The sequence below is a fragment of the Deltaproteobacteria bacterium genome, from assembly GCA_035063765.1.
Lineage (GTDB): Bacteria > Myxococcota_A > UBA9160 > UBA9160 > PR03 > CAADGG01.
The window spans coordinates 206,125-231,400 of the sequence record JAPSFT010000005.1 but is presented as its reverse complement, the minus strand read 5'-3'; the positions used below and the strand labels follow the sequence as shown (position 1 = coordinate 231,400).

General features: G+C 74.4%; 24 protein-coding genes and 1 tRNA gene. 19 read left to right on the top strand and 6 right to left on the bottom strand.

All coding sequences use genetic code 11. From position 1 onward, the window contains the following. The first annotated feature begins 60 nt into the window (after positions 1-60). On the top strand, positions 61-840 hold the full coding sequence (locus OZ948_04970; GenBank protein ID MEB2344070.1) for a VOC family protein: 780 nt from the start codon (positions 61-63) through the stop codon (positions 838-840). Positions 841-1,036: 196 nt separating this feature from the next. On the opposite strand, the gene OZ948_04965 is transcribed toward OZ948_04970, so the two are convergent. Beyond that, positions 1,037-2,761 (bottom strand): HEAT repeat domain-containing protein, encoded by a 1,725-nt coding sequence (locus OZ948_04965; GenBank protein MEB2344069.1) that lies wholly within the window; start codon positions 2,759-2,761, stop codon positions 1,037-1,039. A 232-nt stretch (positions 2,762-2,993) separates the two neighbouring features. Between OZ948_04965 and OZ948_04960 the strand changes: the two genes are divergently transcribed. From OZ948_04960 to recA, 4 genes are read left to right on the top strand one after another with little or no spacing between them, the layout of a single operon-like run. Next, positions 2,994-3,452 (top strand): phosphatidylglycerophosphatase A, encoded by a 459-nt coding sequence (locus tag OZ948_04960; protein ID MEB2344068.1) that lies wholly within the window; start codon positions 2,994-2,996, stop codon positions 3,450-3,452. A 21-nt stretch (positions 3,453-3,473) separates the two neighbouring features. Continuing rightward, positions 3,474-4,784: a competence/damage-inducible protein A gene (locus tag OZ948_04955; GenBank protein MEB2344067.1), complete on the top strand. Its 1,311-nt coding sequence runs from the start codon at positions 3,474-3,476 to the stop codon at positions 4,782-4,784. A gap of 1 nt (position 4,785) precedes the next feature. Continuing rightward, on the top strand, positions 4,786-5,352 hold the full coding sequence (thpR, locus tag OZ948_04950) for an RNA 2',3'-cyclic phosphodiesterase (GenBank protein MEB2344066.1): 567 nt from the start codon (positions 4,786-4,788) through the stop codon (positions 5,350-5,352). A gap of 25 nt (positions 5,353-5,377) precedes the next feature. Next, positions 5,378-6,478 carry a recombinase RecA gene (gene recA / locus OZ948_04945; GenBank protein ID MEB2344065.1) on the top strand — a complete coding sequence of 367 codons (1,101 nt, stop codon included), beginning with the start codon at positions 5,378-5,380 and terminating at the stop codon, positions 6,476-6,478. An 84-nt stretch (positions 6,479-6,562) separates the two neighbouring features. Here the strand turns inward: recA and OZ948_04940 are convergent, their stop codons facing one another. From OZ948_04940 to OZ948_04930, 3 genes are all read right to left on the bottom strand, one after another. Then, positions 6,563-7,474 (bottom strand): hypothetical protein, encoded by a 912-nt coding sequence (locus tag OZ948_04940; GenBank protein ID MEB2344064.1) that lies wholly within the window; start codon positions 7,472-7,474, stop codon positions 6,563-6,565. 70 nt (positions 7,475-7,544) lie between these two features. Further along, positions 7,545-7,835, bottom strand: a complete 291-nt coding sequence (locus OZ948_04935) for an Rdx family protein (protein MEB2344063.1) — start codon at positions 7,833-7,835, stop codon at positions 7,545-7,547. Beyond that, positions 7,832-8,503, bottom strand: a complete 672-nt coding sequence (locus OZ948_04930) for a cytidylate kinase-like family protein (GenBank protein ID MEB2344062.1) — start codon at positions 8,501-8,503, stop codon at positions 7,832-7,834. Before OZ948_04930 ends, OZ948_04935 begins: the two co-directional genes overlap by 4 nt. A gap of 232 nt (positions 8,504-8,735) precedes the next feature. Between OZ948_04930 and OZ948_04925 the strand changes: the two genes are divergently transcribed. The 3 genes from OZ948_04925 to ispG all read left to right on the top strand — a co-directional run bounded on the left by OZ948_04925 (position 8,736) and on the right by ispG (position 14,722). After that, on the top strand, positions 8,736-9,938 hold the full coding sequence (locus OZ948_04925; GenBank protein MEB2344061.1) for a PilT/PilU family type 4a pilus ATPase: 1,203 nt from the start codon (positions 8,736-8,738) through the stop codon (positions 9,936-9,938). 90 nt (positions 9,939-10,028) lie between these two features. After that, positions 10,029-12,680 carry an alanine--tRNA ligase gene (gene alaS, locus OZ948_04920; GenBank protein MEB2344060.1) on the top strand — a complete coding sequence of 884 codons (2,652 nt, stop codon included), beginning with the start codon at positions 10,029-10,031 and terminating at the stop codon, positions 12,678-12,680. Continuing rightward, positions 12,677-14,722, top strand: coding sequence for a (E)-4-hydroxy-3-methylbut-2-enyl-diphosphate synthase (gene ispG, locus OZ948_04915; GenBank protein ID MEB2344059.1), 2,046 nt, complete (start codon positions 12,677-12,679; stop codon positions 14,720-14,722). Before alaS ends, ispG begins: the two co-directional genes overlap by 4 nt. Here ispG and OZ948_04910 read toward each other — a convergent pair. Then, positions 14,719-15,228, bottom strand: coding sequence for a CvpA family protein (locus OZ948_04910; protein MEB2344058.1), 510 nt, complete (start codon positions 15,226-15,228; stop codon positions 14,719-14,721). The two genes, ispG and OZ948_04910, sit on opposite strands and share 4 nt — an antisense overlap. 42 nt (positions 15,229-15,270) lie before the next feature. On the opposite strand from OZ948_04910, the gene OZ948_04905 reads away from it, so the two are divergent. Next, entirely contained in the window at positions 15,271-16,938 is a 1,668-nt protein-coding gene (locus OZ948_04905) for an NAD(P)/FAD-dependent oxidoreductase (protein ID MEB2344057.1), read from the top strand. On the opposite strand, the gene OZ948_04900 is transcribed toward OZ948_04905, so the two are convergent. Continuing rightward, entirely contained in the window at positions 16,881-17,648 is a 768-nt protein-coding gene (locus OZ948_04900) for an outer membrane protein assembly factor BamD (protein ID MEB2344056.1), read from the bottom strand. The two genes, OZ948_04905 and OZ948_04900, sit on opposite strands and share 58 nt — an antisense overlap. A 166-nt stretch (positions 17,649-17,814) precedes the next feature. Between OZ948_04900 and OZ948_04895 the strand changes: the two genes are divergently transcribed. The 10 genes from OZ948_04895 (at position 17,815) to OZ948_04850 (ending at position 25,230) form a co-directional block, all read left to right on the top strand. Further along, positions 17,815-18,006, top strand: a complete 192-nt coding sequence (locus OZ948_04895) for a hypothetical protein (GenBank protein ID MEB2344055.1) — start codon at positions 17,815-17,817, stop codon at positions 18,004-18,006. 24 nt (positions 18,007-18,030) lie between these two features. Beyond that, positions 18,031-18,645 (top strand): CDP-alcohol phosphatidyltransferase family protein, encoded by a 615-nt coding sequence (locus tag OZ948_04890; GenBank protein ID MEB2344054.1) that lies wholly within the window; start codon positions 18,031-18,033, stop codon positions 18,643-18,645. Then, positions 18,642-19,031: a DUF1844 domain-containing protein gene (locus OZ948_04885; GenBank protein ID MEB2344053.1), complete on the top strand. Its 390-nt coding sequence runs from the start codon at positions 18,642-18,644 to the stop codon at positions 19,029-19,031. The genes OZ948_04890 and OZ948_04885 overlap by 4 nt, the downstream gene beginning before the upstream one ends. Further along, complete coding sequence (gene ispE, locus OZ948_04880; protein MEB2344052.1) at positions 19,028-19,963, top strand: 4-(cytidine 5'-diphospho)-2-C-methyl-D-erythritol kinase; 936 nt, start codon at positions 19,028-19,030, stop codon at positions 19,961-19,963. Before OZ948_04885 ends, ispE begins: the two co-directional genes overlap by 4 nt. A gap of 26 nt (positions 19,964-19,989) precedes the next feature. After that, positions 19,990-20,063 (top strand) — tRNA-Gln (locus OZ948_04875). Between the two features lie 25 nt (positions 20,064-20,088). Further along, on the top strand, positions 20,089-21,027 hold the full coding sequence (locus tag OZ948_04870) for a ribose-phosphate pyrophosphokinase (protein ID MEB2344051.1): 939 nt from the start codon (positions 20,089-20,091) through the stop codon (positions 21,025-21,027). Positions 21,028-21,037: 10 nt separating this feature from the next. Beyond that, positions 21,038-21,706, top strand: a complete 669-nt coding sequence (locus tag OZ948_04865; protein MEB2344050.1) for a 50S ribosomal protein L25 — start codon at positions 21,038-21,040, stop codon at positions 21,704-21,706. A 13-nt stretch (positions 21,707-21,719) separates the two neighbouring features. Beyond that, positions 21,720-22,313, top strand: a complete 594-nt coding sequence (pth, locus tag OZ948_04860; GenBank protein ID MEB2344049.1) for an aminoacyl-tRNA hydrolase — start codon at positions 21,720-21,722, stop codon at positions 22,311-22,313. Beyond that, positions 22,310-23,659 (top strand): Na+/H+ antiporter NhaA, encoded by a 1,350-nt coding sequence (gene nhaA / locus OZ948_04855; protein MEB2344048.1) that lies wholly within the window; start codon positions 22,310-22,312, stop codon positions 23,657-23,659. Before pth ends, nhaA begins: the two co-directional genes overlap by 4 nt. Positions 23,660-23,733: 74 nt before the next feature. After that, positions 23,734-25,230, top strand: a complete 1,497-nt coding sequence (locus OZ948_04850) for a PLP-dependent aminotransferase family protein (protein MEB2344047.1) — start codon at positions 23,734-23,736, stop codon at positions 25,228-25,230. Positions 25,231-25,276: the final 46 nt, after the last annotated feature.

The following is a 25,276-nucleotide window of genomic DNA, read 5'->3' as shown; positions in this document are numbered from 1 at the left end:
GTCGATCCGGCCCCGGTTCGGGCGACATCGGATGGGAAGCGCGAAGGGAGGAACGGAGCGATGGCCGGCGAGACGCCCCGGTTCGACTGGTACGAGCTGATGACGAGCGATCAGGACGCAGCCGAGGCCTTCTACCGGGCCGTGGTCGGCTGGCGAACGGCCGACGCCGGCCAGCCCGGCATGCGGTACACGATCCTGTTCGCGGGCGACCGCGGCATCGGCGGCGTGATGGCGATGCCCGCCGAGGCCGCCTGCGCCGGGGCGCGCCCCGCGTGGCTCGGCTACGTGGGCGTTCCCGACACCGATGCGGCCGCCAAGCGCATCGTCGAGGCGGGCGGTGCGATCCACAGCGCACCGGCCGACATCCCCGGCGTCGGCCGCTTCGCCGTCGTGGCCGACCCGGGCGGAGCCCGGTTCCAGCTCCTGACGCCGCTCCCGCGCCCGGACGTGCCGCCGGCGGCGGACCCCGGGACGCCCGGGCACGTCGGCTGGCACGAGCTCTCCTCGAGCATCGGCCAGGAGGCCGCCTTCCGGTTCTACTCGGGCCAGTTCGGCTGGGAGACCAGCGAGCTCATGGACATGGGTCCGATGGGGCAGTACCGGATCGTCGCCGTCGACGGGGTGCCGATGGGCGCCATGATGGACAAGCCGCCGCAGGTGCCGGCCTCGGCCTGGGGCTTCTACGTCGTGGTGGACGGCATCGAGGCCGCCATCGCCCGGATCCGGGCGCACGGGGGCCAGGTGCTCATGGGCCCTCACGAGGTCCCGGGCGGCCAGTGGATCGTCCAGGCCGTGGATCCGCAGGGGGCCCCCTTCGCGCTCGTCTCGGCGACCCGCTGATCGGGACCGGGAGCTGGCGGCTGCGGACGCGGCCTGATCGACTTCGCTCGCCTCCGGCTCGGCTGCCCGGAATCAGCCGCCAGCCCGGACGCGGCCTGATCGACTTCGCTCGCCTCCGGCTCGGCTGCCCGGAATCAGCCGCCAGCCCGGACGCGGCCTGATCGACTTCGCTCGCCTCCGGCTCGGCTGCCCGGAATCAGGCGCCAGCCCGGACGCGGCCTGATCGACTTCGCTCGCCTCCGGCTCGCTGCGCGCTCGCTGCGCTCGCTTGCGCCGCCTGCCGGAGCTTCGAGTCGCGGCTGCGGGCGGCGCGGGCGAGCGCCGTCTCCGCCTCGGGGCCCGGGAGCTGGCCGAGCGCGCTGATCGCCGCGAGCTGCACGTCGCGCAGCTTGCGCCGCCCGAAGAAGCCGCCGCGCTCGAGCACGGCGGCCAGCACCGGCGCGGCCTCGGCGCGACCGAGCCGGCCGAGCCCGCGCACGATCTCTCGCGCGAACGCGAGCTCGTTCTGGTCGAGCGCCCGCCCGAGCGCCTCCTGGAGCGGGGCGATCGCGAGGACCCGGCCGGTCGAGCCGAGCGAGTAGGCGGCGAGAGCGGTCACCTCGGGCCGCAGGCTGTGGAGCGCCTCGGCCAGCACCTCGAGCGAGCCGACGTCGCCGACCCGCACCAGCGCGCGCGCCGCCTCGCGCGCCACCTCGCTCTCGCCGGAGAGCAGCACTTCACGCAGGCAGGCGACCAGACGCGGGTTCTGCGTCTCGCCGGCCAGCCGCACGGCGACCCGCATGCGGCGCTTGCTGCCCTGCAGGAGCGCCTCGAAGAGCGCGGGCACGGCCTCCTCACCCATCGCGATGATCACGCCCGCGAGCCGCCCGCGGCGCTCGGGATCGCTCTCGCGCTCGAGCCGGTCGAGCACGACCGGCGCCGCCCGCGCACCGAGCTCGCGCAGGGCGGCGGTCGCCTCGAGGCTCGACTCGGCGGCGCCGTCCAGCGCGCGGTCGATCAGGTGCTCGAGCACCGAGCCGCGTGCAAGCTGGCCCAGGAAGCCTCCCGCGCTCTCGCGCTGCGCGAAGCTCCGCTTCGCGTCGTCGCCGGCGTGGTTGGCGAGCTGCACGAGCGCGCGGAAGGCACCGTCGAGCTCTCCCGCCTCGACCATGCGCTGGGCGAGAGACGCCACGTGGCGCGCCAGCTCGCGGTAGCCCTGGTCGTCCTCGCACTCCTCGAGCTGCGAGAGCATCGCCTCGAGCTCGTGCGCCCGGGCGGCGGCGGTGTCGAGCGGCCGGACCGGCTGGGTGTGCTCGGGCTCCTCCGCGTCCGCCGCCGGCGCACGCGTCGCTCCGAACTCGACCGGGAGCAGCGGGTCGAGGTCGGCGTCCTCCTCCACCTCGTCGCCTGCCAGGAACTCGGGGAGCGCGGAGGCCGCCTCCTGCTCGAGGGCTTCGGCGCGCTGCTCCTCCAGGATCGCCCGCCAGTCCGCGTCGTTGATCTGGATGCCCTGCCGGGGAGCCGCCGCGTAGAAGGCCTCCTCGAAGCCGCCGTTTGCCTGCAGGGCATCGGCGTCGTCGACCAGGAGGTCCAGGAAGCCGGTGAGCGTCGGCACGTCGAGGGCACCGTCGAAGACGACCCGGCGCACGGCGCGGAGCTGGAGCTGGCGGGCGGTGTCGTCGCTGCGGCTCGAGATCGGCGCGTCGCCACCGGGCAGCCAGAAGGCGCCGCGGCGGACCTCGAGCGCGAGCGGGCCGTTGCGGCGCAGATCGCCCTGCCAGGCGCGGCAGGTGCGGTCGAGCAGCTCCGCGCGGGCCGGGTGCTCGGGCGGGTAGAACGACCAGCCCTTGAACGCGCGCCCGAGCTCGACCATCAGGGTCGAGACGTCGGCCGGCGTGCGCCCGCCGGCGCCGAGCTCCCCGTGCTTGCGTTCCGCCTGCACCCTGCCCCCACGCGCAGGAGCCCGCTCCAAGGCCGCTCCTGCGCCCCTCCTCATCGACCGGCGACGGGGGGCGCTTGACCCGCCCCGGAGCTACGCTCGGACCTGCGTCCGACTCCCCCCTCCTCGGGCGCTGCCTCTCCTCGGTCCCGGGCGCTGTCCCATCGAGACGCCCCTCGAGACGCCCATCGAGACCCCTGCGCCGCAGGGGTTCGTCCGCACGCTGGCGCTGGCCGTGGCCAGTGGCGCGGGGGCCGGCTATGCGCCCGTCGCGCCCGGTACGGCGGGCTCGGCGGTCGGCGTGCTGCTCTTCTGGCCGCTGGCGTCGCTCGGCCTCCCGCTCTTCGCGGCCACCCTGGCCGGGGCGATCGCGCTCGGCATCTGGGCGGCGGACCTGGCCGAGCGGGCCTACGGGCGCAAGGACGACGGCCGGATCGTGATCGACGAGGTGGCGGGGCAGCTCCTGACCCTGCTGCCACTCGTCCCGGCCGGCCGCGCGCGGAGCCTGGGCTGGCTCGTGACCGGATTCGTCGCATTCCGGGTGTTGGATGTGTGGAAGCCGGGGCCCGTGCGCTGGGTCCAGGACCACCTGCGGGGCGGCGCCGGCGTGGTGCTCGACGACGTGCTGGCCGGGGCGATCGGCGCGGCGGGACTGGCGGCGGGGTTGGCGGCGGCCCTGGCGTTCCGGGGATGAGGCGAGGATGAGAGCGAGGGGATGAAGGCGGAGATCCTGACCATCGGCGACGAGCTGCTGCGCGGCGAGATCGTGGACACCAACACCGCGTTCCTGGCCGAGCGGCTGCTGCGGATCGACGTCGAGACGCGCTTCCACACGACGGTCCTCGACGACCGCGCCGACATCCGCGCGGCGTTCGTGCGCGCGGTGGCGCGTGCGGACATCGTGCTCGTGTCGGGTGGGCTCGGGCCGACCCGCGACGACCTCACGATCGAGGTGCTGGCCGAGGCCTTCGGTCGAAGGCTCGTGCTGCACGAGGCCTCGCTCGCGGCGTTGCACGCCTTCTTCGCCCGCTTCGGCCGCGAGATGACGGCGAACAACGAGAAGCAGGCCTGGTTCCCGGAAGGCGCCGAGGTGCTCGAGAACCCGATCGGCACCGCCCCGGGCTGCCTGCTCGAGGCGTCCCCGGGCGGCGCGCTGCTCTTCTGCATGCCCGGCGTCCCGCGCGAGCTCTACCAGATGATGGACGAGCAGGTGCTGCCGCGGATCGCGGCCCGGCGGCGCGTCACGGGCTATGCGCGCGGCGCCCTGCTGCGCACCTTCGGGATCGGCGAGTCCACCCTCGACGAGCGGCTGCGGGACGTGGCGCTCCCGCCGGGCGTCGAGCTCGGCTTCCGCACCCAGTTCCCGGACAACCACGTGCGGCCGGTGGCGCGGGCGGCGACGCCGGAGGAGGCCGACGCCAGGCTGTGCGCCGCGCTCGCAGCGCTCCGCGAACGGCTCGGGTCGCTGGTCTACGGCGAGGGCGAGGACGCGCTCGAGGTCGTGCTCGGGCGCCTGCTCGCCGCGCACGGCCGCACGCTCGCGACGGCGGAGTCCTGCACCGGCGGGATGATCGCCGAGCTGCTGACGGCGGTGCCGGGCTCCTCGGCCTACCTGCGCGGCGGTGTCGTGGCCTACGCCGACGCCGCGAAGACGGCGCTGCTCGGCGTACCGGAGGCGCTCCTCGCCGAGCACGGAGCGGTGTCGGAGCCGGTGGCGCGGGCGATGGCGGAGGGCGCGCGGGCGCGCTTCGGAGCCGACTACGCGGTCGCCACCACCGGCATCGCCGGGCCGACCGGCGGAACGAAGGAAAAGCCGGTGGGGCTGGTCTTCGTCGCGCTCGCGGACGCCGCGGGCACCGAGTCGCGCGAGCTCTTCTTCGCCTTCGGCCGCGAGCGCAACCGCCGGCTCGCGGCGCAGGTGGCGATGGACTGGGTGCGGCGGCGGCTGCTCGGCGAGCCGCTCGACCTGCCGCGGCTGGCAGGCCCGAGCGGAGCTCCGCGGGCGATGCCGGGGACGAGGGCCTGATGTGCTGCGGGCCTTCTTCGCGATCGGGATCGGCGGCGAGGCGCGGCGCGAGGCGGCCCGGCTCGTCGAGTGCCTGCGGGCGGACCCGGGCTGTGCGGCCGTGCGCTGGAGCCGGCCGGAGGGCTTCCACGTGACGCTCCGCTTCCTCGGCCCGACGCCCGCGGCGCGCGTGCCCGCGCTGGTCGAGGCGGTGCGCGGCGAGGTGGCGGGGTCGGCCCCGTTCGCGCTCGCGCTGGGCGCCGTCGGCGCCTTCCCGGACGAGCGCCGCCCGCGCGTCGTCTTCGTGGCGGTCGAGCCGGGCGCGCCGGTCGCGGCGCTGGCCGCCGCCGTCGAGCGCGGCGTCGTCGCGGCCGGCTTCGCGCCCGAGCCGCGGCCCTTCCATCCCCATCTCACGCTCGGGCGCGTCCGCGATCCGCGCCGCCGCGTCCGCCTGCCCGCCGCCACGCGCCCCGCGCCGGCGCCCTTCCCCGTCGAGTCGCTGGTGCTCTTCCGCAGCCAGCCCTCGCCGGCCGGCTCCCTCTACACGCCGCTGGCGCAGATCGCGCTCGGCGGCGTGGCTTCACCCTGAACCCGAGCACACCAAGGAGACCCTCATGGCCAGCAACGCAGGCAACGGCAAGGCCGCCTTCCACAAGGAGGACATCAAGCGCGACGACGGCAAGCGCAAGGCGATCGAGCTCGCGGTGTCGTCGATCGAGAAGCAGTTCGGCAAGGGCGCGATCCTGACGATGACGGAGGACGCGATCGACAAGGAGATCGACGTCATCCCGACCGGCTCGCCGAGCATCGACCTGGCGCTCGGCATCGGCGGCTACCCGCGCGGGCGGGTGGTCGAGATCTACGGGCCGGAGTCGAGCGGCAAGACGACGCTGGCGCTGCACGCGGTGGCGGAGCTGCAGCGCCAGGGCGGCGTCGCGGCCTTCATCGACGCCGAGCACGCGCTCGACGTCAACTACGCCCGGAGGCTCGGCGTCCGGATCGAGGAGCTGCTGGTGTCGCAGCCCGACACCGGTGAGCAGGCACTCGAGATTGCCGACGTGCTGCTGCGCTCGGGCGCGGTGGACCTGGTGATCGTGGACTCGGTGGCGGCGCTGGTGCCGCGTGCCGAGATCGAGGGCGAGATGGGCGACCAGCAGCCGGGCATGCAGGCGCGGCTCATGAGCCAGGCGCTGCGCAAGCTGACCGGCACCGTCTCGAAGTCGCACGCCACGGTGATCTTCATCAACCAGATCCGCATGAAGATCGGGGTCATGTTCGGCAACCCCGAGACCACCAGCGGCGGCAACGCGCTCAAGTTCTACGCCTCGATCCGCCTCGACGTGCGGCGCATCGCGGCGATCAAGGAGCGCGAGGAGGTGGTGGGCAACCGCACGCGCGTGAAGGTGGTGAAGAACAAGTGCGCGCCGCCCTTCCGCCAGGCCGAGTTCGACATCCTCTACAACGAGGGCATCTCGCGCGAGGGCGACGTCCTCGACCTCGCCAGCGAGGCCGGCATCGTCGAGAAGACCGGCGCCTGGTACTCCTACGCCGGCGAGCGGATCGGCCAGGGCCGCGAGAACGCGCGCCGCTTCCTGAAGGACAACCCCGAGACGGCGGCCTGCATCTCCGAGGCGGTCTACGCGGCCAAGGGGATCAAGCGCAAGGTTCCGACGGAGTCGGAACCGCGCAGCGAGGCGCAGCCGAGCGAAGCCTGAGCCCGGGCCGGAGGCGGCCGCGAACGCGGCCGCCTCCGGAGATCCGCGCGGGGCCGTGGCCCTACGCGGCCCGCGCGCCGGTCGTCATCCCGGCCGGCCGGCGAAGGGGACGCGCCTGGCCCGCCGGCGGTGCAGGCTCGCGAGCACGCCGATCGCGGCGGCCGCCAGCGCCGCGGGGCCCGGTTCGGGCACCACCTGGTAGCGGATGGTGATGATGCGCCCCGCGCCGACGTTGTCCGAGAACAGCCCGCTGGAGAGCGTGGGACCGGCGAGTCCCGTGAGCGGGTCGATGCTCGCCACGCTGCCGCCGGTCACCGCGTACCAGAGCAGGCCCTCGTTCGGCTCGTAGAGCAGGTGGCGGAAGCCGCCCGCGGCGGCGCCGGCCAGGGCCGCGCTCGAGATCGTGGGGCCCGCCTGTGACGGGTCGTCGAGCGAGAAGGAGTAGATGGAGTTGTCGATCGACGCGTAGTAGAGCCGGCCATGTACGGAATCGATCGTGGTGTGACGGAATCCCCCGACGGCGCCGCCCAGGAACGCCGTCGAGGGGATGCTCCCCACCGAGGACGCGGTGTCGACGTCGATGATCTGGACGGTGTCGTCCGTGACCGAGTAGTAGAGCAGGTTCGTGAAGGGATCGAGGCTGAAATGGCGATCGGCCCCCGGATTCGCCCCGGCGAAGACGCTGCTCGCGATCATGGGCCCGTCGGCGCCGGTCGCGATGACCTTGGAGCGGAGGTTGCCCGAGGTGTCCGCGTACCACAGGAGGCCGTCGTCGCCATCCGCCTGGATGTTGCGAGCGGCGCCCACGATTGCGCCCAGGAAGCCCGTGACGGTCGGACCGTCGCCGAGGGTGAACAGATCGATGCTGCGCGCCTGGTCCTGCGAGTTCTGGTAGAAGAGCAGCGACGGCTGCTGCGCGCGGGCAGCAGGTACGTCGGCGAAGCCGGCGATCCCGGAGCACAGGGCGAACCACAGAAGTGTCTGGCGTAGATCCACGGAGCACCCCCTTTCGGGGCAGATCCTCGCAGATCGAAGCGGCGCCTGCTCGGCCCGAGCCCCGCTCCCGCTAGCGCCCGCGGTCCACGTGCCCGAGGTCGCGCCCGGGCGCCACGCGATCGCGTACCAGGCGCTTGAGCTCCGTCGCATCGACGTGTCGGCCGGCCGAGGCGCGCGAGAAGATCGTTTCGCCGGCGAGCCGCACCTCGAAGGCGCCGGCGATCGGGCTCGGCCGCAGGGTCACGGCGCCGAGCTCCGCCTCGAAGGTCGTGAGCAGCTCCTGCGCCAGCCAGGCCGCACGCGCGAGCCACCGGCAGCGCGGGCAGTACTCGATCTCGAGGGTCGGCGGGGCCGCGCTCACCGCTCGGGGAAGCGCCGCCGGTAGACGTCCACGACGACACCGGCTGCGTCGTCGAGGCCGAGGGTGCCGACGTTCAGGGACAGGTCGTAGGAGCCCGCGTCCTCGAGGCGCTCGTGGAAATGATGGCGGATGAAGCCGATGCGCGCTTCGTCCTCGGCACGCAGCGCGTCGGGCGCGGCGGCGGCGGAGAGCCCGCGCTCGGCGGCGAAGCGCTCGACGCGGGCCGGGCGCGACGCGACGGCGAGCACCCGCAGGGTCCTCTCGGGCGGCAGCACGAAGGCGGTGCCGCGGCCCACGAAGACCGCACCGCCGACGCGCGCCAGCGGGAGCACGAAGCGCTCCACCTCCTTCAGGTACTCGTCCTCGGTGAAGCGCTGGCCCTGGAAGGAGTCGGTGAAGTAGCGGTCGACGGCGCTGCGGACCCGCTCGTCGAGGCCGTGCAGGACCTCCTCGGGGATCCCGCGCCGCTCGGCGATCTGGTCGACGATCTCGCGCCCGAAGCAGGCGAAGCCGAGGCGCTCGGCCACCTGGCGGCCGAGGGCCTCGCCGCCGGCGCCGGGCAGGCTGGCGATCGCCACGCTCGGACGGCGCGCGAGCCGGCGCGAGACCTCCTCCCAGCGCGCGAGCTGGTGGTGGAGCATCGAATCGAGCCGCCGGGTCAGGGTCATGCGGAGATCTCCGGGCACGCGGGACGGCGTTGCATGGGAGAGAGAATGCCGCAGAACCCCGGACCTGGTCGCGCGGAGCCCGGGGCGGCGGCCCTGGTGGCGCGACCCGCTTGACCCCTCGGGGGCGGCAGCGCCCCGGCGCCCGGAGCCTCAAGGGCGGCCCCCTCCCGGACGAAACGGCCGGGGAGTCGTCCCGCCACCCCGGACGACGTCGAGAGGGGCACCGGCCGCGATGTCGCTCGAGCTGAACGAGATCCTCAAGATCGCCCTCAAGGGCGGCGCCTCGGACATCCACCTGAAGTCCGGCCTGCCGCCGATCTTCCGCGTCGACGGCGCGCTGGTGCCGCTCAAGAACGCCGAGCGCCTGCTGCCCGAGCAGCTCGAGGGCATCGCGCGCGGGATCATGAACCCGGTCCAGAAGGACCGCTTCGAGACCAACCGCGAGTGCGACCTCGCCTACGGCATCGCGGGGCTCGGCCGCTTCCGCGTCAACGTCTTCCAGCAGCGCGGCACGATCGGGATCGTGTTCCGCGTGATCCCCTTCGGCGTCAAGACCATCGAGCAGCTCCACCTGCCGAACGTGGTCGAGTCGGTCGCCAACGAGCAGCGCGGCCTCATCCTGGTCACGGGCACCACGGGCTCGGGCAAGTCGACGACGCTCGCCGCGATGATCGAGCACATCAACTCGAGCCGGACCTGCCACATCATGACGATCGAGGACCCGATCGAGTTCCTGATCCGGGACCGGCGCTCGATCGTGAACCAGCGCGAGATCGGCGTCGACACCCAGAGCTTCGCCAACGCGCTGCGCGCGGCCCTGCGCCAGGATCCCGACGTGATCCTGGTCGGCGAGATGCGCGACTACGAGACCATCGAGACCGCGCTCCTGGCCGCCGAGACCGGCCACCTGGTGCTCTCGACCCTGCACACCCTCGACGCCACCGAGACCATCAACCGCATCATCTCGGTGTTCCCGCCCTACCAGCAGAAGCAGGTGCGGCTCCAGCTCACCTCGATCCTGCGCGGCGTGATCTCGCAGCGGCTCGTGCCGCGCGCCGACGGCAAGGGCCGCGTGCCGGCGCTCGAGGTGATGGTGACCACGGCGCGCGTGCGCGAGCTGATCGCCGACAAGGACCGCACCAAGGAGCTCCACGACGCGATCTCGAAGGGCTTCACGACCTACGGCATGCAGACCTTCGACCAGTCGCTCATGCACCTCGTGAAGGGCAACCTCGTGACCTACGAGGAGGCCCTGAAGCACGTCTCCAACCCCGACGACTTCGCGCTGCGCTTCCGCGGCATCGCCTCCACCTCCGACGGCACCTGGGACGACTTCGACAAGGACGGCGGCGAGGGCGACCGGGGCCAGGCCGAGGCCGAGAAGCCCGAGCCCGACGACGCCCCGGGCGGCGACATCGACCTCGAGCGCTTCTAGCCCGGCGCCCCGCACGAGCCCCGCCGCCGCGCAGCCCGCCGGGGGATTCCGTTAGACTCCCCGTGCCCTTGCGCACAGGAGTCCCCGGGCTTGCCCCCGTCCAGCCGCGAGATCCGCGCGTCCTTCCTGCGCTTCTTCGAGGAGCGGGGCCACCGGGTGGTCCCGAGCGCCCCGCTCGTGCCCGAGGGGGACCCGACGCTCCTCTTCACGAACGCGGGGATGGTCCCGTTCAAGCGCCTCTTCCTCGGCGAGGAGACCCGCGAGTACCGGCGCGCCGTCACCTCCCAGAAGTGCATGCGCGTCTCGGGCAAGCACAACGACCTCGAGAACGTGGGCCGCACGCCACGCCACCACACCTTCTTCGAGATGCTCGGGAACTTCTCCTTCGGCGACTACTTCAAGCGCGATGCGATCGTCTGGGCCTGGGAGCTGCTGACCGGGGCCTGGAAGCTCCCCCCCGAGAAGCTCTTCGTCACGGTCTTCCGCGAGGACGACGAGGCCGCCGAGCTCTGGGCCCGCGAGGTCGGCATCCCGGCGAACCGGATCACGCGCCTCGACGAGGCCGACAACTTCTGGCAGATGGGCGACACCGGCCCCTGCGGCCCCTGCTCCGAGATCTACTACGACTGGGGCCCCCAGGCCGGCTGCCCGCAGGGCGGCGCGTGCGACCCGTCGTGCGACTGCGGGCGCTGGCTCGAGATCTGGAACCTCGTCTTCATGCAGTTCGACCGCGACGCCGGCGGCACGATGACCCCGCTGCCGAAGCCTTCGATCGACACCGGCGCGGGCCTCGAGCGGGTGGCCTCCGTGCTCCAGGGCGTGCGCTCGAACTACGACACCGATCTCTTCCAGCCGATCCTCGCGCGCGCGCAGGAGCTCTCGGGCGTGCGGCTCGGGAGCGATCCCGAGAAGGACGTCTCGCTGCGCGTGGTCGCCGATCACGCGCGCGCGGTGACCTTCCTGATCGCGGACGGCGTCCTGCCCTCGAACGAGGGCCGTGGCTACGTGCTGCGCCGCGTCCTGCGCCGCGCGGCGCGCCACGGCGTGCTGCTCGGCCTCGAGCGCCCGTTCCTCTTCGCGGTGGCGGACGCCGTGATCGACGAGATGGGCGACGCCTACCCGGCGCTCGTCGAGCGGCGCGGCTACATCACCGACCGCGTGCGGCGCGAGGAGGAGCGCTTCGGCGAGACCCTCGCGAAGGGCCTGGCGCTGCTCGAGGAGGAGCTGCGCAAGGCGCGCGCCGGGGGCCGCGAGGCCCTGCCCGGCGAGGTCGTCTTCAAGCTCTACGACACCTTCGGCTTCCCGGTCGACCTGACCGAGGACATCCTCGCCGGCCACCGGCTCGGCTTCGACCACGCCGGCTTCGAGGCCGCGATGAACGAGCAGCGCGAGCGTGCGCGCGCAGCCTGGAAGGGCAGCGGCACGGCGGCCGTGGGCCCCCTCTACGGGCAGCTCGCCGCCGACTTCGAGACGCGCTTCGTCGGCTACGACCGGCTCGCCGCCGACTCGCGCGTCCTGGCTCTCGTGTCGGGCGGCGCCGGCGTGGAGCAGGCGCGCGCGGGCGACACGGTCGAGGTGATCGTCGAGGAGACGCCCTTCTACGCCGAGAGCGGCGGCCAGGTGGGCGACCGCGGCCTCCTCGAGACCGCCACCGGCCGCGTGGACGTGGAGGACGTGCAGAGGCCCGCCGGCGGGCTCGTCGTGCACCGCGGCAAGGTGGTGCGCGGCACGCTCCACGTCGATCAGCCCGTGCGCCTCGTGGTCGACTCGATGCACCGCTTCGGCGCGGTGCGCCACCACTCCGGGACGCACCTGCTGCACAGCGCGCTGCGTGAGGTACTCGGCCCGAACGCCACCCAGCGCGGCTCGCTGGTGACGCCGGGCCGGCTGCGCTTCGACTTCAGCCACGACGCGCCGCTCACGCGCCCGCAGCTCGAGGCGATCGAGGACCTGGTGAACGGCTGGATCGGCGAGAACGCGCCCGCGCGCGTCGAGCAGCTCTCCTACCGCGACGCGATCGACGCGGGCGCGATCGCGATGTTCGGCGAGAAGTACGGCGACGAGGTGCGCGTGGTCAGCTTCGGGGAGTTCTCCAAGGAGCTCTGCGGAGGGACGCACGCGCGCGCCAGCGGCGACATCGGCGTGCTCAAGATCGTCTCGGAGGGCGGTGTCGCCTCGGGCGTACGGCGCGTCGAGGCGCTGACCGGGGCCGAGGCGCTGCGCCGCTGGCGCGAGCAGGAGCACGCCCTCGAACGCACCGCGGAGCTCCTGCGCGCACCGGTCGGCGACCTCGAGCAGCGCGTCGAGAAGCTGCTCGACGAGCGCCGCACGCTCGAGCGCGAGCTCGAAGCGCTGCGCGGCGAGCAGCGGCGCGCGGCCTCGGGCGACCTGCTCGCGCAGGTCGAGGAGATCGCCGGCGTGAAGGTGCTGGCGACGAAGGTCGAGGGCGTGGCCGGCGACGGCCTGCGCGCGATGGTGGACGAGCTGCGCGAGCGGCTCGGCAGCGGCGTGGTGCTGCTCGCGGCGCCCGCCGACGGCCGTGTGACGCTGGCGCTCGGCGTGACGCCCGATCTCAAGGGCCGGCTCGCGGCCGGCGACCTGATCCGCGAGACGGCCGCGATCGTCGGCGGCAAGGGCGGCGGGCGCCCCGACTTCGCGCAGGCCGGCGGGCGCGACCCGGGCAAGATCGACGAGGCCTTCGAGCGGCTGCGCGCGCTGGTGCGGGAGAAGGCGGGGTCGTGAGCCTCCCCTTCCCCGGGAATCCCTTCGCGCCGCGCCGCCGGGTGACGCGCGAGGTGAAGGTCGGCGACGTCGGGATCGGCGGCGCCAACCCGGTCCGCGTCCAGTCGATGACGACCACCGACACCCAGGACGTGGCCGCGACCGTGGCGCAGAGCGAGCGGCTGGCAGCCGCCGGCTGCGAGATCGTGCGCATCACGGCGCCCTCGCTGCGCGACGCCGAGGCCCTGCGCGAGATCCGCGCCGAGCTCACGCGCCGCGGCGTGCGCGTGCCGCTGGTCGCCGACATCCACTTCACGCCGAATGCGGCCCTGGAGGCGGCGCGCTGGGTCGAGAAGGTGCGCATCAACCCCGGCAACTTCGCCGACAAGAAGAGGTTCGAGGCCCGCGAGTACGACGACGCGCAGTGGGCCGAGGAGCTCGAGCGCGTGGCCGAGCGCTTCCGCCCGCTCGTGCGCCGCTGCAAGGAGCTGGGCCGTGCCCTGCGCATCGGAACCAACCACGGCTCGCTCTCCGACCGGATCATGAACCGCTACGGCGACACGCCGCAGGGCATGGTCGCGAGCGCGCTCGAGTTCGTGGCCGTGTGCGAGGACGAGGGCTACTTCGACGTGGTCTTCTCGATGAAGGCCAGCAACCCGCAGGTGGCGATCCACGCCTACCGGATGCTCGCCGCGCGGCTCGCCGAACGCGCCGCCCGGGGCGCCGGGCGCGGCGACTACCCCTTCCACGTCGGGGTCACCGAGGCGGGCGGCGGCGAGGACGGCCGGATCAAGAGCGCGATCGGGATCGGCTCGCTCCTCGAGGACGGCCTCGGCGACACGATCCGGGTGTCGCTCACCGAGGACCCCGTGAAGGAGATCCCGGTCGCGCGGGCGCTGGCACGCCGCGCGCTGCCGGTGACGCGCCGCGCGGCGGCGCCGGGCGAAGTCGATCCGGACCTGGATCCCGCGGCCCCCTTCGTCGAGAGTCCCTTCGCCTTCGCGCGCCGCCCGAGCAGCGCGCTCGCGCTCGGCCCGCTCGCGCTCGGCGCCACGGAGCCGGTGCGCGCAGAGCTCGCGCTCGGCGCGCCGCCCGCCGAGCCCGAGGGCGCCGCCTGGCTGCTCGCGGACGCCTTCGCCGCACGCCGTGAGATCACCTGCGAGGGCCTGCGCCTCGACGTCGCCGGCGACGCCGCGCTCGACCGCGTACGCGCCTTCGCCGCCGCGCTGGCGCGCCACGGCCTCGGCGCCCCGCTCGCGCTGCGCCTGCCCCTCGAGCTGGCGGCGGAGGCGAAGGACACCGGTGCGTGCTGGGTCCTGCCCGTGGACGGCTCCGGGGACGGGCTCGCCGCGGCGGCACGCGCCGCGCAGGCGGCCGGCGTCGCCGTCGAGTGGTCGCTCGCCGGCGCCCCCGCCGCGCTGCTCGCGGGCCTCGACCGGGCGCTCGCGGCCTCACGCGCTGCCGGGCTCGAGCGCATCGCGTTCTCGGTCGACGTGCCCCGCCCGGTCGCGGCCGTCCGGCTCGTCGCCGCGGGGCTGCGGGCGCGCGGTGACGGCGCCCCGCTGGTGCTCGTCCACCGCGACGATCCGGGCCGCTCCGACGCGGAGGCGCTGCTCGATGCCGCGCTCGACCTCGGCGCGCTGCTCTGCGACGGCCTCGGCGACGCCATCGCCCTGCCCCTGCGCGCCGGCTTCGAGCGCGCGGGCGACGCGCTCGAGACGGCCTACCGGATCCTCCAGGGGGCGCGCCTGCGCACGACCTGGACCGAGTTCATCTCCTGCCCCTCGTGCGGCCGCACCCTCTTCGACCTCGAGACGACGACCGCCCGCATCCAGGAGCGCACGCAACACCTGAAGGGCGTCAAGATCGCCGTGATGGGCTGCATCGTGAACGGGCCTGGCGAGATGGCGGACGCGGACTTCGGCTACGTCGGCTCGGGGCCCGGGCTCGTGAACCTCTACGTCGGCCACGCCTGCATCGAGCGGCACGTCCCCGAGGCGGAGGCGCCCGATCGGCTCGTCGAGCTGATCCGGAGCCACGGGCGCTGGGTGGACCCCGGCTAGCGCTCCTCGGCGGGAGCGGCCGGAGGCGGCCCGAACGAGCCCTCGAGCGCCTCGAAGGCGGCGAGGCTGCGGGTGCCGGCGATCAGGGGGTCGTTGCGGCCCGTCACGGTGATGATCCCGAAGAGGATCAGCGCGACGAAGAGGGCACCCTCGCAGGCCCCGAGCACGGCACCGCCGACGCGATCGACGAGGCCCAGGCCCGAGGCGCGGATCAGCCGGCGGATCACGAAGCCGACCGCCGCCACCAGCAGGATCGCGGCGACCGCCACGCCGGCCCCGGCGATCGCGGTCGCGAGCAGGGGGTCGAGCTGGTAGCTGGCCGCGAGGTCGCCGGCGATCGGCTCGGCGAAGCGGCGCACGGCGAAGACGGCGCAGGCCAGCGCGGCCAGCGAGAAGGCCTCGCGGACCAGGCCGATCCAGAGCCCGCGCACGATCGCAGCCACCAGGATCGCGGCGGCGGCCAGATCGACGATGCCCGGCGGCAATTGTGCGCCCACGCCCGGCATTCCCCCCCCTCGAAACGCGCGGCAAGTGTAACAATCGCCGGCATGCCCGGAACCGACGCGATCGTGGTGGGCGCCGGCCACAACGGCCTCGTGACCGCCGCCTACCTGGCGCGCGCCGGGCTGCGCACGCTCGTGCTCGAGCGGCGCGATCGCGTCGGTGGGGCCTGCGTCACCGAGGAGCTCTGGCCCGGCTACCGGGTCTCGCGCGCGGCCTACGTCGCCGGCCTGCTGCGCCCGGCGGTCGTCGCGGAGCTCGGGCTCCCGGGCCGCGGCCTCCACCTGCTCCGCCGCGACCCCTCCTCCTTCACGCCGCTGCCCGACGGCCGCGGCCTGCTCCTCGGCTCCGATCCGGCCCTGTGCCGGCGCGAGATCGCGCGCTTCTCGGCCCGCGACGCCGAGGCCTACCCGCGCTACGAAGCCCTGCTCGATCGCGCGGCCCGCGCCTTCGAGCCGCTGCTCGACGCGCCGCCGCCGGACCCGGCGCGCCTGCGCGCCGCGGACCTTCCGCTGCTCGCGCGGCTCGCGCGCGGCGCCTTCGGCCTGCGCCGCGACGCCGCGCGCGTGGCGCGGCTCCTGCTCGCACCGGCGCGCGACACGCTCACCGCCTGGTTCGAGAGCGAGCCCCTGCGCGCCACGCTCGCCACCGACGCGCTGATCGGCGCCTGGGCGGCACCCTCGACGCCGGGCACCGGCTACGTGCTCTTCCACCACGTGATGGGGGAGACGGGCGGAGCGCGCGGCGTATGGGCCTACGTGCAGGGCGGGATGGGCGCGCTCTCGGAGGCGATCGCCGGCGCCGCGCGTGCGGCCGGCGCCGAGATCCTCACCGGGGCGCCCGTGGCGTCGATCGACGTCCACGACGGGCGCGTGCGGGGCGTGACGCTCGCCGACGGGCGTTCCTTCGAAGCGCCGCTCGTCGTGTCGGGCGCCGACCCGGCCCACACCCTGCTCGGCCTGGTCGGCGCGAAGGCCCTGCCCGCCGAGATCACGCGCGAGCTCGCGACGCTCGACTTCCGCAGCCCGGTCGTGAAGATCAACCTGGCGCTCGATCGGCTGCCGGTCTTCCGGGGCGGCCCCCCGGCCGCGCAGGGCCCGGGCCCCGAGCACGCGGGCACGATCCACGTGGGCACCCACGACCTCGACGCGCTCGAACGCTCCTTCGCACAGGCCGCCGGGGGCCGCCTGGCGGAGCGGCCGATGATCGAGCTCACGCTCCCCTCCGCCCTCGACCCCTCGCTCGCGCCGGCCGGGCGCCACGTCGCCTCGCTCTTCGTCCAGCACGTGCCGCCCGCGCTCGCGCGCGAACGCTGGGCCCGCGAGCGCGACGGCTTCGCCGACCGCGTGCTCGCGCTCGTCGACGAGGTGGCGCCGGGCTTCTCGGCGAGCGTCCTGCATCGGGACGTGCTCGGTCCGCCCGAGCTCGAGGAGGTCTTCGGCCTCACCGGCGGCAACCTCTTCCACGGCGCGATGACGCTCGACCGGCTGCTCTTCCTGCGCCCGCTCCCGGGCTGGGCGCGCTATCGAACGCCGATCGCGGGACTCTGGCTGTGCGGCGCGGGAACCCACCCGGGCGGCGGCGTCATGGGCGCCTGCGGCCGCAACGCGGCCCGCGAGATCCTGCGCTCACGCCGCACCCGAGGCGGGGGTCTTCCTCAGTTCGCGGCCGGAACGAGATCCGCGGCGGCTTCCGCGACGTCGGTGCCCTCGTAGTTGTCGAGGATCACCTGGAAGATCTTCCGCGCCTCCTCGGTGCGGTTCATCTTCTGGTAGCAGACACCGAGCTTGTAGAGGGCCTCCGCGTCGAGGCCGAGCCCGGGGTACTGGTCGAGGAGCTGGCGGTAGCGCTCGGCCGCCGAGCCGTACTCGTCGTTGTCGTAGTAGTAGTCGGCGACCCGCATGGTGTGCTCGCCGAGGCGGGTGCGCAGCTCCTTCCAGAGCGTCTCGCCCTCCTGCGCGTACTGCGAGCTCGGGAAGCGGGCGAGCAGCCGGTCGAGGTGCGTGAGCGCCTCCTGGGTCGCGGTCTGGTCGCGCGAGGCGTCGCGGCTCTGCTTGTAGTAGGACATCACGGTCTGGTACATCGCGTACGGCACCCGGTCGTGCTCGGGGTGCAGCTCCACGAAGTCGCGGTAGTAGGAGATGGCCTCCTCGTACTTCCCCTGCTTGAAGTAGGCGTCGCCGATCGCGAGGTGGGCGAGCACCGCCTGCTCGCTGTAGGGGTAGTTGTCGATGATGTCCTGGAAGGTCTCGATGGAGTCGGTGTAGTCGCCGGAGAGGAACCAGAAGCCGCCGCCTCCCTCGGCCATCTCCTCCTGGCCCCGCTCGTAGAGCACCTCGGCGGAGGGCAGGTCCTCGAAGGTGGGGGGCGGAGGGGAGCTCGCGCAGGCCAGCGCGAATCCGGCTCCGGCCAGGGCGCCGGCCACCTGCCCGGCCGCTCGACCGCTCCTCGTGACCCATCGGACGACGCTCGCAGAGCGCTGGCACCCCATCGCGAACCCCTTCATCACAGGTCGCCGCGGACCCTACCAGACGCCCTCCTGCTGTCAATTTGCTAGGTTGCGCGCCCGCTTGAACCGAGGAGGGCCCCCATTGATCGACCCCGCCCTGCGCAAGCTGCGCCTGGATCGCCGCATGCTCGATCGCCGCGGCTGGATCGGGCAGAAGGACCTGGAGCGCGCGCTGGCCGAGCTGCCGGACGTCTCGGCGAAGGTCGCGCCGACCGAGGACGCCCCCGAGCCCGGCGAGAGCCCGGCTCCCGACGCCAAGGGCGAGCCGCGTTGAGCGCCGCCCGCTGAGGAGCCGGCCGTGATCAAGGCGAAGTTCGGGGATCGGATCGACGGCTGGATCGCTGCGGCCTTCCCGTTCCTGGTCCGGCACCCGGTGAACCCGAACGTGCTGACGGTGGCCGGCACCCTGATCTCGCTGGGCTCTGCGACCGCGTTCGCATTCGGCCGCTTCGGGCTCGGCGCCTGGCTGATCCTGGCCGGCGGGCTGTTCGACCTGGTCGATGGGGTGGTGGCGCGCCGGCACGGCACGGCGACCCCGTTCGGCGCCTTCCTCGACTCGACCCTCGACCGCCTCGCCGACATGGCGATCCTGCTCGGCGTGATGCTGCACTTCGCCGCGCACGGCGACGCCGGCACCGTCCTGCTCGCGGGCATCGCCCTGATCGCCGCCGTGCTCACCTCCTACGCGAAGGCCCGCGCCGAGCAGTGGGTGCGCTCGTTCCATGGCGGGCTCCTCGAGCGTGGCGAGCGGCTCTTCGTGCTGGGCGTCGGGGCGGTGTCGGGCTTCCTGGTCGAGGCGCTCTGGATCCTCGCCGTGCTCGGCGTCGCCACGGTCGCCTACCGCTTCTCGCTCGCCTACCGCGAGCTCGCCCGCCTCGAGCCGGGCTCGCCGACGGGGGGGACGGCCGGATGAGCGAGCCTTCGGACAAGGGCTTCGTGGTGGTCGACAAGCGCGCGAGCGCGGGCGCCAGCGACGAGGAGCCCGCCCGCCCGGCCGGGCCGACGGCGGAGCCCGAGCCCGCCCAGGCGCCGGCGCCTGGGCCGCAGGTGGACTTCGCCACGCTGGTCCATTCGTTCTTCGTGACCGCGCTCTACCACCTGGGCCTCGCCGCCGATCCCGAGGCCGGCGCGCCCCCGGCGCCGAACCTGCCGGCGGCGCGCCAGGACATCGAGATCCTCGAGCTGCTCCAGGCGAAGACGCGCGGCAACCTCGACGCCGAGGAGGGCCGGATGCTCGAGGCCGTGCTCTACGAGCTGCGCATGCGCTTCGTGGAGGCGAGCCGGGCGCCCCGGGGTTGAGCCCGATCCGCGTCGAGGCGCCCGCGAAGCTGAACCTCGGCCTGCGCGTCACCGGGGTGCGGGCGGACGGCTACCACCAGCTCGAGAGCGTCTTCGTCCCGCTCGACCTGTGCGACTCGCTCGTGATCGACGTGGAGGCGGCCGGGGCGACGCGCGTCGAGCTGCGCGTCGAGGGCGGGCCCGCGGAGCTCGCGGCCGGCGCGCGCAACCTCGCGAGCCGCGCAGCGGAGGGCTTCCTCGCCGCCGCGGGCCTCACGGCCGAGGTGCGGATCGCGCTCGCGAAGCGCATCCCGGTCGGGGCCGGGATGGGGGGTGGGTCCAGCGACGCCGGATCCGTCCTGCGCGCCCTCGCCGGCCGCTTCCCGGGAGCTCTCGACGCGGCCCGGCTCGGGGCTCTCGCCGTCTCGCTCGGGGCGGACGTCCCGTACTTCCTGGACCCCCGCCCGGCGCTCGTCCGCGGCATCGGCGACGAGATCGAGCCGCTCGCGGGCGTCCCGCCGCTTGCCGTGGTCGTGGCGACCCCGTCGCCGGGGCTCGCCACGGCTGCCGTCTTCGGGGCCTGGGACCGGGCGCATCCGCGCGGCGCGACGCAGGATTCGGGCGCGTTGACGCCCCCGGAGCCGAACCGTAGGATGCCGCCGCTTCCGGTCCGGCTGGCGGGGCTCGACCCGTCGGCGGCCCGGGGGCAGACGCTCCTGGCCAGCTTGCTCGGAAACGATCTGGAGCCGGTGGCGGCGGGCCTGGCCCCCGCGATCGTGCGGCTGCGGATGGAAATCGGGCGGGCAGGGGCCCGGGCCGTCGGGATGTCGGGCAGCGGGCCGACCGTGTTCGGCGTCTTCGACGACCTCGACGCAGCGCGGGCGGCGGCCGCCGGCATCCCCTGGCAGCCGACCGATCGCGTCCACGTCGGCCGGACCGCGGGCTCGCCCTGACCGACTTCCGTAGCCTTCCGGCGACTTGGGGCGTCGTCTAACGGTAGGACAGCGGCCTTTGGAGCCGTGTGTGGAGGTTCGAGTCCTCCCGCCCCAGCCAGGGCCCTCCACCATCGAGGCGCGCGATGCTGCGGATGAAGCTCTTCGCGGGAAACAGCAACCCGGCCCTCGCCGGGTCGGTGGCGGGCTACCTCGGCCTGCCGCTCGGGCGCGCGCGCGTCGAGCGCTTCAGCGACGGCGAGATCCAGGTGGAGATCCAGGAGAACGTGCGCGGGCTCGACTGCTTCGTGCTGCAGTCGACCGCGGCGCCCGCCAACCGCCACCTGATGGAGCTCCTGATCATGGTGGACGCGCTGCGCCGCTCCTCGGCCCGGCGCGTGACGGCCGTGATCCCCTACTACGGCTATGCGCGCCAGGACCGCAAGGTCGCGCCGCGCGTGCCGATCACCGCCAAGCTCGTGGCGGACCTGATCGCCGTGGCCGGCACCGACCGGGTGCTGTGCATCGACCTGCACGCCGGCCAGATCCAGGGCTTCTTCAACATCCCGGTCGACAACCTCTACGCGACGCCGGTCCTCCTGCCGGCGATCCGCGAGGCCTTCGGCTCGAAGGTCACGATCATCTCGCCCGACGCCGGGGGCGTCGAGCGCGCGCGCGCCTACGCCAAGCGGCTCGACGCGCCGCTCGCCATCATCGACAAGCGACGCGAGCAGGCCAACGTCGCCCAGATCATGCACATCATCGGCGACGTCGAGGGCCAGAACTGCCTGATCGTCGACGACATGGTCGACACCGCGGGCACCCTCAGCGAGGCCGCCCGCGCCCTGCGCGAGCACGGCGCGCTCGCGGTCGGAGCCGCGATCACGCACCCGGTGCTCTCGGGCCCCGCGATCGAGCGGATCGAGAAGAGCGAGCTCGAGACCCTGATCGTGACCGACACCATCCCGCTGCGGGAGAGCGCCCGCGCCTGTGAGCGCATCCGCGTGGTTTCGATCGCCAACCTGCTCGGCGAGGCGATCCGCCGCATCACCAACGAAGAGAGCGTGAGCTCCCTGTTCGTGTAGGAGAGAGACCGTGTCCGAGACCGCACTCGTCGTCGAGGCCCGCGAGGGCACCGGAAAGGGCGTCGCCCGCAAGCTGCGCGCCGCCGGCCGGATCCCGGCCGTGCTCTACGGCCGCGGCCGGCCTTCGCTCGCGCTCGCGCTCGATCCGCGCGCGCTCGACCGGATCCTGCGCGCCGGCGGCGCCAACACGCTGCTCGACCTGACCGTCGAGGGCCATCCCGAGGTCAAGGACACGGTGGCGCTCGTGAAGGAGCTCCAGCGCCACCCGCTGCGCGGCACGATCGTGCACGCGGACCTCTACGCGGTGGACCTCGACCGGACCGTGACGGTCGACGTGCCCGTGCACCTGGTCGGCAAGCCGCGCGGGCTCGACTTCGGCGGCATCCTCGAGCACACGCTGCGCGAGGTGGCGCTCGAGTGCCTGCCGCGCGCGATCCCCGAGGCGATCGAGGTCGAGGTGTCGCACCTCGAGGTCGGCGACGTGATCCACGTGCGCGAGCTGGTGCTGCCCGAGGGCGTCGCGCTGGTCACCGACGGCGACCTCGGCGTGGTGCACGTGGCGCTGCCGCAGGCCGAGCCGACGCCCGAGGAGGCGGCCGCGGCGGCGGCGCCGGCCGAGGGCGCCGCGGCGCCGGCCGAGGGCGCGGCGGCACCGGCCCCCGAGAAGAAGGCCGAGTAGCGGCGGCGGCGGCGTGAAGCTCGTGGTCGGGCTCGGCAACCCCGGGCCCGAGTACGCCGAGACCCGGCACAACGCGGGCTTCCGCGTCGTCGAAAGGCTGGCGGAGCGGCACCGGATCGCGCTGCGGCGCGAGCGGCGCTTCGCCGGCCTCTTCGGAGAGGGCAACGCCCGCGGGGTCGCGGTCGGGCTGCTCGAGCCCCAGACCTGGATGAACCGCTCGGGCCAGGCGGTGGTGGCGGCGGTCGACGCGCTGCCGCTCGGCGACCTCGCGAGCAGTCTCGTCGTCGTCTACGACGATCTCGATCTGCCCTTCGGCCGCCTGCGCGTGCGGCCCGGCGGCGGTGCGGGCGGGCACAACGGCCTCGCCGACATCCAGGAGCGGCTCGGCCGCAGCGACTTCCCGCGCGTGCGCTTCGGGATCGGCCGGCCGCCGGCCGGCGCCGACCCGGTCGACTACGTGCTCGCGCCCTTCGACGCCGAGCAGCGCGCGGCGCTCGACGCGCACGTCGGGCGCGCCGCGGACGCCGTGGAGGCGATCCTCGTCGAGGGCGTCGCACGCGCGATGAACCGCCACAACGCCAGCCGCGCCGAGGAGGCCGGCGCGTGAGCGAGCGCCCCGCGCCGCGCCTGCTCGAGCGCGCCGGCGCGCCGCTCCAGCGCTTCCTCGAGCTCGAGGCGGCGAGCACGATCCTGCTGCTCGCCGCCACCGGGGTCGCGCTCGTCTGGGCCAACTCGCCGTGGGCGCCGCTCTACGAGGCCCTGCTGCACGTGCCGCTCGCGCTGCGGATCGGCCCCTGGGAGCTCGCGCTCGGCTTCGAGCACTTCGTGAACGACGCCCTGATGGCGGTCTTCTTCTTCGTCGTCGGGCTCGAGATCAAGCGCGAGCTGGCGGTCGGGGAGCTCTCGTCGGCGAGCCGCGCGCTCCTGCCGGTGGTGGCCGCCGCCGGTGGCATGGTGGTGCCGGCGGGCCTCTACGCCGCCTTCCACTGGGACGGCCCGGCGCTGCGCGGCTGGGGCATCCCGATGGCCACCGACATCGCCTTCGCGGTGGCCGCGCTCTCGGTCTTCGGCGCGCGCGTGGCGCCCGGGCTGAAGGTCTTCCTGCTCGCGCTGGCGATCGCCGACGACATCGGCGCGGTGGCGGTGATCGCGCTCTTCTACACCGAGTCGTTGTCGATGGCGTGGCTCGGCGCCGCGGCCGCGGGGCTCGCGCTCGTGGCCGGGCTCGGCCGCGCCGGGGTGCGCGCCTACGGCGTCTACCTCGCCGCCGGGATCGGCGTCTGGCTCGCGGTCCACGCCTCGGGCGTGCACGCCACGATCGCGGCGGTGGCGCTGGGCTTCCTGACCCCGGCGCGGCCGCTCGATCCGCCGGCCGAGCGCCGGGGCTTCGTGCGCCGCGCCGTCGCGCTCCTCGAGCGCGGCGGCGACCTCCTCGAGGGCGAGGGCGACCCCGACGGGCACCGGCGCCACGACCTGGCCCGCCAGGTGAGCCGGGCGGCGCGCGCGTCGCTCTCGCCCCTCGACGAGCTCGTGCAGCGCCTCCACCCCGTGGTGGCGTTCGTGATCATGCCCGTCTTCGCGCTCGCGAACGCGGGCGTGCCGATCGAGCTCGCGAAGCTCGCCGAGCCGCTGCCGCTGCGGGTGGCGATCGGGGTCGCGCTCGGGCTCGTCGCCGGCAAGCCCGCGGGCATCACGCTGTTCGCCTGGCTGGCGGTGCGGCTTGGGGTGGCCGAGCTGCCGCGGGGAGTCGGCTGGCTGCAGGTCGTGGCGACCGGCTGCCTCGCCGGCATCGGCTTCACGGTCGCCCTCTTCGTCGCGGCGCTCGCCTTCGAGGCGCCGGAGCTGAAGGCCGGCGCCAAGGTGGGGATCCTCGTGGGCTCGGCGGCCGCGACCGCCCTCGGCGTCGCGTTGCTGGCCCGGGCCCTTCCGAGGCAGGTCAATTGCGGTCGATGAAGAAAAAATGGGCAATGAAACTCTTGCATTGGCCTGATTGACTGGATCATTGTCCCGCTACTACCCTGCCGCCCGTGGTGCAGATCCCGCTCGAACGCGACGACAGCGGCAGCGGCCGGGCAGGGCCGGTCTACCAGCAGATCGCGGCCTGGTTCCGGGCCGAGATCGAAGCCGGCCGGCTCGGTCCGGGTGACCGGCTGCCGACGATCCGCGCCCTGGCGCGCACCCTCGGCGTGAACCGCGACACGGTGGCGCTCGCCTACGACGCGCTCGCGCGGGACGGCCGGCTCGAGTCCACGGTCGGGCGCGGCAGCTTCGTGCGCCGGCCCGAGCACGCGCCGGCGGCGGTTCCCTTCGAGCCGGTGCTCTCGCCGCTCGTCGATCGCCTGCTCGACTTCGAGCGTGCCCGGGTGCGCTACGCAGCGCCGGCCGGGGCGGTGCCGCTCCACTCCCTGGTGCCCGACCCCGCCCTCTATCCCGCCGACGAGTTCCGCAAGACCCTCGCCCGCGTGCTGACCCGCGAGGGCGGCGAGCTGCTCCGCTACGGCCCGCCGCAGGGGCACCCCGGCCTGCGGGCGGTGCTGGCCGCGCGGCTGCGCGAGACGGGCCTGCAGATCTCGGCCGACGAGGTCGTCGTCACCCAGGGTGCCAGCGAAGGCATCGCGCTCGCGCTGCGCCTGTTCGCGGCACCCGGCGACGTGGTGGCGGTCGAGGAGCCTACCTACCACAACGTGCTCTCGGTGCTCGCCGCGCAGGGCCTGCGCGCCGTCCCGGTGCCGGTGCGCGACGGAGCGCCGGACCTCGCCGTCCTCGAGCGCGTGCTCGAGCGGCCCGAGGTGAAGCTCTTCTACACGATGCCGACCTTCCACAACCCGCTCGGCACGAGCACCGGCCTCGCCCACCGCCGGGCCCTGCTCGCGACGGCCGGGCGCGCCGGCAAGCCCGTCGTCGAGGACGCCTTCGAGATGGACCTGCGCTACGCCGGCAAGCCCGTGCCGTCGCTGGCCGCCCTCGACGAGCGCGGGCTCGTCGTGCAGCTCGCCTCGTTCTCGAAGTCGCTCTTCCCGGGCGCGCGCGTCGGCTCGATCGCGGCGCGCGGGCGGATCGTCGAGGCGCTGCTCGCGCTCGAGCAGGCGAGCCACCTCGGGGGCGCCGGGGTGCTGCAGGCCGCGCTCGCGGAGTTCGTCGCGAACGGCGGCTACGAGCGCCACCTGGCGCGCGTGCGCCGCACCCTGCGCGGACGGCGCGACGCGCTGCTCGAGGCGCTCGCGCGGGAGATGCCGGACGGCGTGCGCTGGACCGAGCCCGAGGGCGGCCTCCAGCTCTGGGTCGAGCTGCCCGGCTTCGTCGACAGCGCGGAGCTGCTGCCCGACGCCGTGCGCGCCGGCGTGCTCTTCGCGCCCGGCTTCCAGTTCCGCAGCGACCCGCGCCCCTCGAGCGGGCTGCGGCTCTCGATCGCGCTGGCCGGCGAGGAGGAGATCCGGCGCGGGGTGGCCGCCCTCGGCCGGGTCGTGCGCGAGCGGCTGCGGGCGGGCGCGACGCATCTCGTCGGCGACGACGCGAGGGTGTAGGAAGGACGGAGACGGCGGCGGCTGCCCGAGCGGCAGCGGCCAGGCC

Bases quoted from the DNA above. Each gene is read 5' to 3' on its own strand.
- OZ948_04930 (MEB2344062.1), bottom strand. From the start codon at position 8,503: ATGACCCTGACCCGGCGGCTCGATTCGATGCTCCACCACCAGCTCGCG.
- OZ948_04910 (MEB2344058.1), bottom strand. From the start codon at position 15,228: ATGCCGGGCGTGGGCGCACAATTGCCGCCGGGCATCGTCGATCTGGCC.
- OZ948_04905 (MEB2344057.1), top strand. From the start codon at position 15,271: ATGCCCGGAACCGACGCGATCGTGGTGGGCGCCGGCCACAACGGCCTC.
- OZ948_04870 (MEB2344051.1), top strand. From the start codon at position 20,089: ATGCTGCGGATGAAGCTCTTCGCGGGAAACAGCAACCCGGCCCTCGCC.
- OZ948_04970 (MEB2344070.1), top strand. From the start codon at position 61: ATGGCCGGCGAGACGCCCCGGTTCGACTGGTACGAGCTGATGACGAGC.
- OZ948_04955 (MEB2344067.1), top strand. From the start codon at position 3,474: ATGAAGGCGGAGATCCTGACCATCGGCGACGAGCTGCTGCGCGGCGAG.
- OZ948_04925 (MEB2344061.1), top strand. From the start codon at position 8,736: ATGTCGCTCGAGCTGAACGAGATCCTCAAGATCGCCCTCAAGGGCGGC.
- OZ948_04885 (MEB2344053.1), top strand. From the start codon at position 18,642: ATGAGCGAGCCTTCGGACAAGGGCTTCGTGGTGGTCGACAAGCGCGCG.
- recA (MEB2344065.1), top strand. From the start codon at position 5,378: ATGGCCAGCAACGCAGGCAACGGCAAGGCCGCCTTCCACAAGGAGGAC.